This is a genomic window from Jiangella alba (assembly GCF_900106035.1).
Classification (GTDB): domain Bacteria; phylum Actinomycetota; class Actinomycetes; order Jiangellales; family Jiangellaceae; genus Jiangella; species Jiangella alba.
Genome location: NZ_FNUC01000003.1, coordinates 2,948,431 through 2,959,439 on the forward strand (window position 1 = coordinate 2,948,431; position 11,009 = coordinate 2,959,439).

Sequence of the window (11,009 nt, forward strand, 5' to 3'; positions counted from 1 at the left end):
CCGCCCGCGCCGTCAGGGCCGCAGCTGCGCCTGGCGGTAGTCGCGCGGCGACATGCCCTTGAGCTCGCGGAAGCGGCGGTTGAAGTTCGACAGGTTCACGTAGCCGCTGCTCGCCGCGATCTCGATGACCGGCGCGTTGGTGTTGGTCAGCAGCCGGCAGGCCGTCTCGACCCGCAACTGGTTCAGGTACTCCGTCAGCGTCCGGCCCATCGCGCGCCGGAAGAACCGGCTGAACGACGTCGGCGCCATGTGCACCAGGCCGGCCACCTCGGTCAGCTCGACGTGCCGCGTGTGCACCTGCTCGAGGTGCCGGCACACCTTGTCGACCCGCTCGCGGACCGCGGGGTCGGGCGCGGAGATGTAGCCGGGGCCGGTGATCGGCACGCCGCCCGGCGCGACCGCGAGCAGGTGCAACGCCTCCAGCAGCCGGGCCGTCTGCAGCGCGGCCGGCTGGTCCATCAAGGTCGCCAGGATGTCGCGCACCGGCGGCGGCGCCGGGCTGTAGACGATGCCGTGGACGGACGCGTCCAGCAGCGTCGCGATCTGGTCGAACTGCGGCAGCGCGAAGAAGTCCGGGCCGAGGAAGTCCGCGGGGAACTGTGCGCAGGCGGCCTCGGCCGGATGGTCCGGGTCCTGCGCCGACGTGAAGGTGTGCGGCAGGTCCGGCCCCAGCACCAGCAGATCGCCCGTCCGCAACGGCTCGACGGTGGTACCCACATAGCGGGTGCCACGCCCCTGAGTGATCAACGCCAGCTCGTACGCCTGATGGTAGTGCCAGCTGAAGTCGAACGACTCTTCATGCAGGACAAAGGTGCTGAACGTGGTCCCATACGGGATTCCGGGACGTTCGTGACGCGGGTTCACAGCCCGACTGTAGCGCCGTCCAGCCGATCTTGACGGGGCAACTGAGTACTGGTTTTGGGCAAGCGGCAGGTGGCTGGGGTCAGCCCGCGACTGCGAGACTCTGAGGCACTTCCGGTCCGTGACCGACGTCACTCAGAGGAGTTGAGGGCCCATGAGCAGCACCGCCGACGCCGTCCGTGCCGAGCTCGACCGGCAGTATCCGCTGCCGGAGACCGCCGCCGCGGACTTCGCCCGCGACGGCTTCGCCCACCTCTCCCGGGTGCTCTCCCCCGCGGCCGTCGCGCACGTCGAGCCGGCTGTCACGTCCGAGGTGCTCCGGCTGAACACCCAGCACCTCCCGCTGGCCGAACGCGACACCTACGAGCGCGCGTTCCTGCAGGTCACCAACCTCTGGGAGCACAACGAGACGGTCCGCGATCTGGTCTTCTCCAGGCGCCTCGCCGGCATCGCCGCGCGGCTGCTCGGCGTACACGCCGTCCGCCTGTACCACGACCAGGCGCTCTACAAGGAGCCCAGCGGCGGCATCACGCCCTGGCACGCCGACCAGTTCTACTGGCCGTTGTCCAACGACCGCGTGTGCACGATCTGGCTGCCGCTGCAGGAGACCCCGCTCGAGATGGGGCCGCTGGCGTTCGCCCGCGGCAGCCACAACCTCTCCTACGGCCGCGACCTCCCGATCAGTGACGAGTCCGAGGCGCGGATGCAGGAGCTGCTCGCCGAGCAGCGGTTCGAGGACGTCGTCGAGCCGTACGCGCTGGGCGACGCCAGCTTCCACCGCGGGTGGACGTTCCACCACGCGGGCGCCAACCGCGGCACCGTCCCGCGCCGCGTCATGACCGTCATCTACCTGGACGCCGACGTCCGCGTCACCGAGCCGGTGAACGACCACCAGGAGGAGGACCGCGTCTGGATGCCCGGCGTCGAGGTCGGGCGGGTGCCGGACACCCCGCGCAACCCCGTCCTGTACGACGGCACTCCTCCATCGCGGGGAGGTGCGCATGCGCAGTGAACCTGCCCACGTCATCGTCGGCGCCGGCCTGGTCGGCGCTCGAGCGGCCCAGGCGCTGCGCGCGCAGGGCTGCGACGAGCGGATCGTGCTGATCGGCGACGACAACGCCGGCACGTCCGCGCGGCCCGCGCTGGCCGCCGGCGCGCAGCTCGGCATGAACGGCCGGGCGGCGGTCCGGCGGCGCGACGGGCGCTGGTTCGCCGACGGCGACATCGAGGTGCTGCTCGGCCGGCGCGTGACGGCGCTGGACCGGGTCGCCCGCTCGGTGCTGCTGGACGACGGCGACCGCGTCGACTACACGACGCTGCTGCTGGCCACCGGCGCGGCGCCGCGACGGCTCGCGGTGCCGGGCGCCGACCTCGACGGCGTGCACCACCTGCGCTGGGTCGAGGACTCCGGCCGGCTGGCGTCGGTGCTGCAGGGCGGCGGCCGGATCGTCGTGGTCGGCGGCGGGTGGGCCGGGCTGGAGACGGCGGCCGCGGCCCGCGAGCACGGCTGCGACGTCACCGTGCTCGAGTCGCGGCCGGTGCTGCTGCAGGACGAGGTGGGGCCGGAGCTGGGTGCGTTCTTCGCCGGGCTGCACCTCAGTCACAGCGTCGACCTGCGGCTGGGCCGGTCGGCGGTCGCGTTCCGCGGCGACGGCCGGGTCACGTCCGTGCGCACCGACGACGGCGCCGAGCTGCCGGCCGACGCGGTCGTCGTCGCCCTCGGCGTCTCGCCGCGGGTGGAGCTGGCCGAACGGGCCGGCCTCAGCTGCCGCGACGGCATCCTCGTCGACGAGTCGCTGCGCACCGCCGACCCGCACGTCTACGCCGCCGGCGACGTCGCACGTCCGGCGAGTCCCTTCTATGGCGCGCCGCTGCGGATCGAGCACTGGGCGAACGCCATGCACAGCGCGCCGGTCGCGGCGGCGGCGATGCTCGGACGGGCGACGGCCTACGACCGGCTGCCGTCGCGGTTCACCGACCAGTACGGCGTCGGCGTCCAGTTCACCGGCCGTGTCTCCGGCTACGACCAGCTCGTCCTGCACGGCGACGTCGCGGGCCCGGAGTTCCAGGCGTTCTGGCTGACCGGGCGCCGGGTGGTGGCCGCCATGCAGGTCAACCTCTGGGACGACGACCTCGCCCCGGCCGAGGAGCTGATCCGCTCGCGCCGCCCCGTCGACCCCGAACGGCCGGCGGACGCGCTGCGCCACGACCTCAGCGACCAGCCGATGTCCGCCGTCCATCAGGACACCCTGGTGTAACTCCCGGGCGGCCAGGTGCCGCGATCCCCACCCAGCCGAGTACTGCGACCCCCGCCCGCTTGGTGTCGTGACCCCCGCCCGGCCGGCTGCTGTAACTCCCGCCCGGCCCGGTGTTGCGACCCCGCCCAGCCGAGTGCTGCGATCCCCGCCCGCTTGGTGTCGTGACCCCGCCCGCTTGGTGTCGTGACCCCGCCCGGCCCGGTGTTGCGACCCCGCCCAGCCGGGTGCTGCGACCCACACCCGGCTAGTTGTCGTGACCCCCGCCCAGCCGGCTCCTGTAACCCCGCCCAGCCGGGTGCTGTAACTCCCGCCCGGCCGGGTGCGGCCCACCGGCCCGGTGTTGCGACTCCCGCCCAGCCGGGCGTCGCGACCCCCGCCCGGCTGGCGTTTGGGCCTCCGGCCGGCGGGGTGATGTCACGCCGGCCGGCCGGCGAAATGCGTTGGCCCGCAGGTTTCCGGCGACGGTATGGTCCCGGCATGACGCTGCTCCGGGGCGCGCTGGTCACGCTGCGCCCCGCCGCGCCCGCCGACGTCGAGCGGTTGGTGGCCATCCGGTCGACGCCCGAGGTACACCACCGCTGGGGCGGCGACGACCTTCCCGCCGAGCTCGCCGCCGACCTCACCGACGACGACCTCCACCTGTACGTCATCGAGGTCGGCGGCCCACCCACCAGCGGCGCGGCGACCGCCAGCCCGGCACCCCGCGGCGAGGTGGTCGGCGCCGTGCAGTGGTCGGCCGAGCAGGACCCGCAGTACCGGCACGCCGGCATCGACATCTACGTCGACCCGGCGCACCACGGCCGCGGCCTCGGCACCGACGCCGTCCGTACCCTCGCCCGCCACCTGATCCGCGACCACGGCTACCACCGCCTCGTCATCGACCCGGCGGCCGACAACGCCGTGGCCATCGCCTGCTACGCGAAAGTCGGCTTCCGGCCGGTGGGCGTGATGCGCCAGTACGAGCGCGGCCCGGACGGCACCTGGCACGACGGCCTGCTCATGGACCTCCTCGCTGCCGAGTTCGTCGACCGCCCCTGACCGGCCGCGTCACACCGTCGCGACCAGCGCGTACCGCTCGTCGTCGACGGCGCGGCCCCACAGCTCGGGCTCGCCGGTGAGGTCCTCGACCCGCAGCTCGGCGACCAGCGGGCGCACCGCGTCGACGAGGTCGGCCGCGCGCACGCCGCCGTCCCACGGCAGTGGCTCGGCACCGTCGACGTAGGCGGTCACGGGGCCGGCCGCCGCCCACCGGCCCTCGACGAGGATGAGCGTGCCGCCTGGGCGCAGCCGGCCGGTCCAGTCGCGCAGCGCCGCGGCCGGGTCGGGCAGCGTCCACACGACGTGCCGGGCCAGCACGACGTCGAAGGCCTGGTCCCCCAGCGGCGGGCGGCCAGCGTCGCCGGTCAGGAACCGGCCCGGCAGCCCGGCCGCGGCGAGCTTCGCCTCGGCCAGCCGCACCATGGCCGGTGCGAGGTCGACCCCGGTGACCCGATGCCCCAGCTCCGCCAGCAGCAGCGACAGCGACCCCGTGCCGCACCCGGCGTCGAGCGCGTCGAGCGGGTCGCCCGGCGCGGACGGCGCCCAGGACGCCAGCCGGCGCGCCCACGCCGTGCGCGTCACCGGGTCGCGCAGCCCGTGGTCGTTCTCGGCGTCGAACTCAGCGGCGGCGGTGTTCCAGAACTCCTGGATGGGTGAGGTGTCGTGCGGCATGGGCGGCTCCCGGTTCGTGCGTCTGGTCGGCCCATCATCGCCGCCGCCACCGACAAGGTCGGCCGGTTGACACGTCGGCCACCGCAGGCCGATACTCAACCAATCGGCTTATCAACCAATCGGTTGCGTATCGGAGGACGGATGGACGACGACGGCCTGAGCCTGGTCTTCGGCGCGCTCGCCGACCCGACCCGGCGCGCCATCCTCGCCCGGCTGGCCGAAGGGCCGGCGCCCGTCACCGAGCTCGGCCGGCCGTTCGACATCAGTGCCCAGGCGGTCTCCAAGCATCTCAAGGTGCTGGAGCGGGCCGGGCTGATCAGCCGCACCCGGCAGGGCCAGTGGCGTCCCTGCCGGCTGGAGGCCGCGCCGCTGGAGCGCGCGAGCGGCTGGATCGAGCAGTACCGCGCGGTCTGGGAAGACTCCCTGGGCCGCCTCGAGCAGGAGATCGACCGGATCCGAGGGAGGCAGGACGATGCCACGCACGACTGAGGTGCTCTTCGAGCCAGGACGGCAGGACATCGTCGTCACCAGGGGCTTCGCCGCGCCGCCCGACGCCGTCTTCGCCGCGATGACCGACCCGGCGCTGATCCCGCGCTGGTGGGGCTCGCGCCGGTTCGACACCACCGTCGAGGAGATGGACGTGCGCCGCGGCGGCAGCTGGCGGTTCGTCACCCGGCACCGCGAGGGCCCCTCGACGCCGTACACCTTCCGCGGCGTCTACCACGACGTCGTCCCCGGCTCGCTGATCGTGTCGACGCTGCAGTTCGAGATGGGCGGGCCGGGACACCTGCAGCTCGTCACCGACACCTTCGAGCCCGACGGCGACGGCGGCACCCGCTACCTCAACGTCGCGCTGTTCCAGTCGGTGGCCGACCGCGACGGCTGGATCCCGACAGGCATGGAGACCGGCATCCGCGAGTCGCACGACCTGCTCGACCAGCTCCTCGGGGCGACGCGATGATGGACCTCACCGTCACCCGCCGGTACGACGCGCCGCCCGCCCGGGTGTGGGCCGCCCTGACCGAGCCGGACCTGGTGAGGCGCTGGTGGGGCCCGGACGGTTTCACCGCACCGGTCGCGCGCATGGACGTGCGCCCGGGCGGCGTCTCGCTGGTCGCCATGCGCTCCCCCGGCGGCGTCGAGCTGTACACCACCTGGACGTACGGGGTGGTCGAGCGGCCGCACCGGCTCGAGTACGTCCTGCGCTTCTCCGACGCATCCGGCCGGCCGGTCCCGCCGTCGTCGCTCGGGCTGCCCGACGGCATCCCCGAGGCCGGCGTGCCGCACGAGCTGACACTGGAGACGTCGGACGGCGGGACGGAGCTCACCGTCACCGAGCGCGGCTACGCGGACGCCGGCGTCGTGGCCGGGTCACGGCTCGGGCTGGAGCAGACGCTGGCCAAGCTCGCCGCCGTGCTGTGAGCGGCGGGCTCTGCGCCGCAGCCGGCGCTGTCCGGGCCCGGTGAGGCGTCCGGGCTCTGCGGAGAGTCAGGCCCTGCGCCGCAGCCGGCGCCGGCGCCGTCCGGGCGCGACTGCGGTGACCCGGCTCCACTGCAGCCGGCCGGTCACCCGGACGACAGCGCGGGCCGGGATATCGTTCCGGGCCGGTTCGAAACGCAGCTTCGAGCCGTGCTCATCCAGGTCGGTGGCCTCGACCCGGACGTCGTCCGGGACGATCAGCCGGAGCCGGCTGTGCGTGAGGTCGGCGTCGATCAGCAGCTGCGGCCCGGGCAGGACCACCTCGGTCAGGTCGAGCACCAGCGACGAGTGCACCAGCGTGACGACGAGGTGCGTCGGCACATCCCACCGACCGGAGCGCTGCATGCGGGCGTGCGTCCCGGTGATCGTGACGGGCTCACCGGCAGGCCTCGTCGCAGAAACGGGCTCGGCCGCGGCCAGGACGGCGTCGGCGCCGGGCAGGTGCACCAGCGCCGCCTCGAGATCGCCACGGGTGCGTGCCCCCAGGACCGCGCCGAGCCGCTCGTCGATCTCCTCGAGCCCGATGCGACCGTCGCCGAGGGCCGTGCGGACGAACTCGGCGGCCCGCTCCCGGTCGGCGTCGGACACCCGTTCCAGCGCCCGCTCCTCGCGCCGTGCCACGTCGTCGCCCATGACGCAGAACTCTACGCAGGCGGCCGCGCGCGGACCTCCGCGGCTCAGACGGGGAGCCGTGCCCCAGCCGGCGCCTCGGACGCCTCCCCAGTCAGACCGGGAGCCGTGCCCCAGCCGGCGCCTCGGACGCCTCCCCAGTCAGACCGGGAGCCGTGCCCCCGCCGGCGCCTCGGACACGTCCCACAGTCAGACCGGGAGCCGTGCCCCCGCCGGCGCCTCGGACACGTCCCACAGTCAGACCGGGAACCGCGCCCCCACCAGCCACTCGGACACGTCCCTCAGTCAGACCGGGAACCGCGCCCCCACCAGCGCCTCGGACACGTCCCACAGTCGGCGGGCGTCGTCGGGGTCGCGCAGCGGCGCCCACAGGTCCTGCCGGGCGGGCGCGCCGCCGAGGCCACCGCGTCGCCGCGGACCGTAGAACTCGCTCCCCCGCGCGCCGGGACCGGTCGCGGCCAGCAGCGCCGGCAGCGCCGCGCTCTCGACGGTGCCGGTGAGGCCGAGCCGCGACAGCACCCGGATCAGCCGGACCGAGCTGGTGTCGCGCCGTCGCCCCATGCCGGGCTGCGCGGCGAGCAGGTTCGTCGGCGAGACCCCGGGATGGGCCAGGTTGCTGCTGATGCCCCAGCCCGCGGCCGCGCTGCGCCGGTCGAGCTCGTGCGCGAACAGGCCGACGGCGATCTTCGACTGAGCGTAGGCCTTGCGCGCGTCGTAGCCGCGTTCCCAGTCGAGGTCGTCCCAGTTGATCGCGCCGCTGCGCGCGGCGACGCTGGTCTGGTGCGTGACGCGGGCCCGACCCTGCCGCAGCAACGGCAGCAACCCCAGAGTCAGCGCGAAGTGCCCGACGTGGTTGGTGCCGAACTGCAGCTCGAACCCGTCCGCCGTCACCTGCCGGCTGGGCGGCGTCATGACACCGGCATTGTTGATCAACAGGTTGATTGGGCGGCCCTCCTCGACGAGACGGTCAACTATGGACGTCACCGAATCCAGTGATGACAGGTCGAGGGCCCGGGTGCTGACCTTCACGCCCGGCACCCGGTCGCGAATGCGTCCGGCGGCCCGCTCCCCCTTCGCCGCGTCGCGCACCGGCATGATCACCTCCGCGCCTGCGCCGGCGAGCCGCGTCGCGATGACCAGGCCGATGCCGTCGCTCGCGCCGGTGACGACGGCGAGCCGGCCGGACTGGTCGGGGATCGCGAGGTCGATCGTGCGCGCCATGAGCAGTTCTCCTTCGTCGGTGTCCTCCTCATGCTGCGAGCCCGGCACGATCTGAGCCACGGCCTGACGATCCGTGGTTACGGCGCCGCGCAGGCGGTAGAAAAGGTCGCATGCTGATCGACCGCGCCGGGCTGGCGGCGTTCCTCCGCAGCCGCCGCGAGGCGCTGCAGCCCGAGGACGTCGGTCTCCCGCGGGGACGGCGCCGCCGGACCAGCGGACTGAGGCGCGAGGAGGTGGCCGCGCTCTGCCATCTGTCGGCCGACTACTACGCCCGGCTCGAACGGGAGCGCGGCCCGCATCCGTCCGAGCAGCTGATCGCGTCCATCGCGCAGGGCCTGCACCTGTCGCTCGACGAGCGCGACCACCTGTTCCGGCTCGCTGGGCACCACCCGCCGGTACGCGGGCCGGCCAGCGAGCACATCAGCCCCGGCCTGCTGCGCACCCTCGACCGCCTCGCCGACACCCCCGCGGAGATCATCACCGAGCTGGCCGAGACCCTGCGCCAGACGCCGCTCGGGGTCGCGCTCACCGGCGACGCCACCCGGTACACCGGGCCGGCCCGCAGCTTCGGCTACCGCTGGTTCACCGACCCCGCCGCCCGCGACCGGTACGCACCCGGCGACCACGAGCAGCTCTCCCGGGCGTTCGCCTCCGGCCTGCGCGGCGTCGTCACGCTGCGCGGCCCCGAGTCGAGAGCGGCGCGCATCGCCGAGCGGCTGCTCGCACGCAGCGACGAGTTCCGGAGGCTCTGGGACGAGCACGAGATCGGCGTGCGCCCCAGCGAGGTCAAGCGCTTCGTGCACCCCGAGGTCGGCCTGCTGGAGCTCACCTGCCAGACGCTGCTCGACCCGGACCAGTCGCACCGTCTGCTCGTCTACACCGCCGTTCCGGGCAGCGAGAGCTACGACAAGTTACGGCTGCTCGCGGTCGTCGGCGCCCAGACGCTGGCCGCTCAGGGCGACACCCTGACGCTGCCCGCTCACGACGACGCGCCGTAACGGGCGGAGAGAGCACCACAAGCTACGGCTGCACGCCGTCGTCGGCGTCCAGACGCTGCCCGCATGATGGCGTGCCGTAGCGGGCGGAGAGAGCACCACAAGCAACGGCAGCTCGCCGCCGTCGGCACCCGGACACTGCCCGCTCACAACACGCGCCGTAGCGGGCGACGAGAGCACCCCCGAGCTACTGCTGGTCGCCGCCGTCGGCACCCAGACACGGCCCGCTCACAACGACGCGCCGTAACGGGCGACGAGAACACCACAAGCCACGGCTGCTCAAGGTCGTCGGCACCCAGACGCTGCCCACTCAGGGTGGCGTGTCGTAGCGGGCGGCGAGCGCGAGGGCGCGGTCGCGCAACGCGGTGCGCAGCGACGGCGGCGCCAGCGCCTCGGCGTCCGTCGCGAGCTGCCACAGCGCCCACTCGGCGTGCCGGGCGTCCTGGAACGTCACCGTCATCCGCAGCCAGCCGCCCGCGCCATCCGCTCCATCCGCGCCATCCGCGCCGCCCGCACCGCCCACGCCATCCGCCTCGGCCGCCTCGGCCAGGACAGCCAGTGCGGTGCCGGCCAGCTCTTCCCGCCGCGACGGCCGCAGTCGCAGCTCGACGGCGACCTGGTCGCCGCCGGCGCGGAAGCGGGTGCTGCGGTCGCGCCAGATCCGGTCGAGGTCGACGTGGTCAGGACGCTCCGCCGGTTCGGGCAGCTCCTCGGCCGCCAGCACCCGCGACAGCCGGTAGGTGCGGTCCTCGCCCGATCTCGTGGCCAGCAGATACCCGCGGTCGCGGACGGTGACCAGCCCGATCGGGTCGACCGTCCGCCACGCCGGCGGCCGGCCCGCCGCCGCGTAGTGTAGGCGCAGCTTGTGCCCGGCGAACACCGCGCGCCGGACCTCGGCCGCGACGTCGCCGGGCACCTCGTCGACGGCCGCCCGGCGGGCCAGCAGGTCCGTCTCGGGCTCGATCAGCATCCGCCGGGCCGCGTCGCTCGCCGTCGCCTGGGACCCCTCCGGCAGCGCGTCGACCACCTTGCGCATGGCCGACGCCAGCGCCGAACCGAGCCCGAACACCTGCTCGCCCCGCCCCAGCCCGGCGACCAGCAACGACAGCGCCTCGTCGTGGTTGAGCCCGGTGAGCTCGGTCCGGAACCCCGGCAGCAGCGCGAAGCCACCGTGCCGGCCGCGTTCGGCGTACACCGGCACCCCGGCCGCCGACAGCGCCTCGATGTCGCGCAGGACGGTGCGCGTGGACACCTCCAGCTCGTGGGCCAACGTGGCCGCGGACAGCCGTCCGCGCTGGCGCAGCAGCAGCACCAGCGACACCAACCGGTCGGCGCGCACAGGGACGTTCTACCAAATCACGACACCGACTGTCGTGGTTCGGCGCCTGGTCGGCAGAATGGGAGCTCTCGTCCCCCTGGAGTCGCGATGACGCACCTGCCGGTCGCCCTCGGCGCCACCTGCGACCTCCACCAGACCTCGGACGACGGCCGCACCGTGAGCTTCTCCGTGAGCGAGTTCGTCGAGCTCGAGGGCGCGCGGCGGGTCGTTCTCCGCGGCGACCTCGGGTTCACGGCCGGCTGGAACTCGCCGGCCCCGATCTGGACGTCGTACACGGAGGAATCCCTCACGCAGGACGTCCTGAACGTCGTGCTCCCCGACGAGGACGGCACCGGCGAGGACCACCCCTGGGACTGGCTCGCCGAGCTGGCCCGCGGCCGCGGCGTCGTGGTCACCGCCGACCAGCTGCGGCGCCTGCCGTACGAGGTCGAGCTCACCGATCGCGTCCGGCGCCTGATCTCGACCGGCCGGACCTAGCCGCGCCCGGGGACGAACTCGCGCGTGGTGGGGCCGGCC

General features: G+C 74.0%; 13 protein-coding genes. 8 read left to right on the forward strand and 5 right to left on the reverse strand.

Features of this window, described 5'->3' with window-relative positions:
* Positions 1-12: 12 nt before the first annotated feature.
* Positions 13-864, reverse strand: coding sequence for a helix-turn-helix transcriptional regulator (locus BLV02_RS15970; protein ID WP_074946373.1), 852 nt, complete (start codon positions 862-864; stop codon positions 13-15).
* Positions 865-1,015: 151 nt separating this feature from the next.
* On the opposite strand from BLV02_RS15970, the gene BLV02_RS15975 reads away from it, so the two are divergent.
* The 3 genes from BLV02_RS15975 to BLV02_RS15985 all read left to right on the forward strand — a co-directional run bounded on the left by BLV02_RS15975 (position 1,016) and on the right by BLV02_RS15985 (position 4,157).
* Positions 1,016-1,873 (forward strand): phytanoyl-CoA dioxygenase family protein, encoded by an 858-nt coding sequence (locus tag BLV02_RS15975; protein ID WP_069111714.1) that lies wholly within the window; start codon positions 1,016-1,018, stop codon positions 1,871-1,873.
* Complete coding sequence (locus tag BLV02_RS15980) at positions 1,863-3,119, forward strand: NAD(P)/FAD-dependent oxidoreductase (protein WP_069111959.1); 1,257 nt, start codon at positions 1,863-1,865, stop codon at positions 3,117-3,119. Before BLV02_RS15975 ends, BLV02_RS15980 begins: the two co-directional genes overlap by 11 nt.
* A 477-nt stretch (positions 3,120-3,596) precedes the next feature.
* On the forward strand, positions 3,597-4,157 hold the full coding sequence (locus BLV02_RS15985; RefSeq protein ID WP_069111713.1) for a GNAT family N-acetyltransferase: 561 nt from the start codon (positions 3,597-3,599) through the stop codon (positions 4,155-4,157).
* A 9-nt stretch (positions 4,158-4,166) separates the two neighbouring features.
* On the opposite strand, the gene BLV02_RS15990 is transcribed toward BLV02_RS15985, so the two are convergent.
* Positions 4,167-4,829, reverse strand: coding sequence for a class I SAM-dependent methyltransferase (locus tag BLV02_RS15990; RefSeq protein WP_069111712.1), 663 nt, complete (start codon positions 4,827-4,829; stop codon positions 4,167-4,169).
* Between the two features lie 141 nt (positions 4,830-4,970).
* On the opposite strand from BLV02_RS15990, the gene BLV02_RS15995 reads away from it, so the two are divergent.
* The 3 genes from BLV02_RS15995 to BLV02_RS16005 are packed head-to-tail and all read left to right on the forward strand — an operon-like array spanning position 4,971 to position 6,251.
* Positions 4,971-5,318 (forward strand): ArsR/SmtB family transcription factor, encoded by a 348-nt coding sequence (locus BLV02_RS15995; protein WP_069111711.1) that lies wholly within the window; start codon positions 4,971-4,973, stop codon positions 5,316-5,318.
* The gene (locus BLV02_RS16000; RefSeq protein WP_069111710.1) at positions 5,302-5,790 is read left to right on the forward strand and encodes an SRPBCC domain-containing protein; all 489 of its coding nucleotides are present in this window, start codon (positions 5,302-5,304) and stop codon (positions 5,788-5,790) included. The genes BLV02_RS15995 and BLV02_RS16000 overlap by 17 nt, the downstream gene beginning before the upstream one ends.
* Positions 5,787-6,251, forward strand: coding sequence for an SRPBCC family protein (locus tag BLV02_RS16005; RefSeq protein ID WP_069111709.1), 465 nt, complete (start codon positions 5,787-5,789; stop codon positions 6,249-6,251). The genes BLV02_RS16000 and BLV02_RS16005 overlap by 4 nt, the downstream gene beginning before the upstream one ends.
* Before the next feature lie 66 nt (positions 6,252-6,317).
* Here BLV02_RS16005 and BLV02_RS16010 read toward each other — a convergent pair whose 3' ends face one another.
* Together BLV02_RS16010 and BLV02_RS16015 are read right to left on the reverse strand one after the other, a co-directional pair.
* Positions 6,318-6,941 (reverse strand): DUF1707 SHOCT-like domain-containing protein, encoded by a 624-nt coding sequence (locus BLV02_RS16010; protein WP_069111708.1) that lies wholly within the window; start codon positions 6,939-6,941, stop codon positions 6,318-6,320.
* 282 nt (positions 6,942-7,223) lie between these two features.
* A complete protein-coding gene (locus tag BLV02_RS16015; protein ID WP_069111958.1) occupies positions 7,224-8,159 on the reverse strand; it encodes an SDR family oxidoreductase in 936 nt (311 codons plus the stop codon).
* 113 nt (positions 8,160-8,272) lie between these two features.
* On the opposite strand from BLV02_RS16015, the gene BLV02_RS16020 reads away from it, so the two are divergent.
* On the forward strand, positions 8,273-9,157 hold the full coding sequence (locus BLV02_RS16020) for an MmyB family transcriptional regulator (protein WP_069111957.1): 885 nt from the start codon (positions 8,273-8,275) through the stop codon (positions 9,155-9,157).
* Positions 9,158-9,464: 307 nt separating this feature from the next.
* Here the strand turns inward: BLV02_RS16020 and BLV02_RS16025 are convergent, their stop codons facing one another.
* The gene (locus tag BLV02_RS16025; RefSeq protein ID WP_069111707.1) at positions 9,465-10,493 is read right to left on the reverse strand and encodes a helix-turn-helix transcriptional regulator; all 1,029 of its coding nucleotides are present in this window, start codon (positions 10,491-10,493) and stop codon (positions 9,465-9,467) included.
* A gap of 87 nt (positions 10,494-10,580) precedes the next feature.
* Here BLV02_RS16025 and BLV02_RS16030 point away from each other — a divergent pair, with 87 nt between their 5' ends.
* A complete protein-coding gene (locus BLV02_RS16030) occupies positions 10,581-10,970 on the forward strand; it encodes a hypothetical protein (protein WP_069111706.1) in 390 nt (129 codons plus the stop codon).
* Positions 10,971-11,009: the final 39 nt, after the last annotated feature.

Bases quoted from the DNA above. Each gene is read 5' to 3' on its own strand.
- BLV02_RS15975 (WP_069111714.1), top strand. From the start codon at position 1,016: ATGAGCAGCACCGCCGACGCCGTCCGTGCCGAGCTCGACCGGCAGTAT.
- BLV02_RS15980 (WP_069111959.1), top strand. From the start codon at position 1,863: ATGCGCAGTGAACCTGCCCACGTCATCGTCGGCGCCGGCCTGGTCGGC.
- BLV02_RS15985 (WP_069111713.1), top strand. From the start codon at position 3,597: ATGACGCTGCTCCGGGGCGCGCTGGTCACGCTGCGCCCCGCCGCGCCC.
- BLV02_RS15990 (WP_069111712.1), bottom strand. From the start codon at position 4,829: ATGCCGCACGACACCTCACCCATCCAGGAGTTCTGGAACACCGCCGCC.
- BLV02_RS15995 (WP_069111711.1), top strand. From the start codon at position 4,971: ATGGACGACGACGGCCTGAGCCTGGTCTTCGGCGCGCTCGCCGACCCG.
- BLV02_RS16000 (WP_069111710.1), top strand. From the start codon at position 5,302: ATGCCACGCACGACTGAGGTGCTCTTCGAGCCAGGACGGCAGGACATC.
- BLV02_RS16005 (WP_069111709.1), top strand. From the start codon at position 5,787: ATGATGGACCTCACCGTCACCCGCCGGTACGACGCGCCGCCCGCCCGG.
- BLV02_RS16010 (WP_069111708.1), bottom strand. From the start codon at position 6,941: ATGGGCGACGACGTGGCACGGCGCGAGGAGCGGGCGCTGGAACGGGTG.
- BLV02_RS16015 (WP_069111958.1), bottom strand. From the start codon at position 8,159: ATGGCGCGCACGATCGACCTCGCGATCCCCGACCAGTCCGGCCGGCTC.
- BLV02_RS16030 (WP_069111706.1), top strand. From the start codon at position 10,581: ATGACGCACCTGCCGGTCGCCCTCGGCGCCACCTGCGACCTCCACCAG.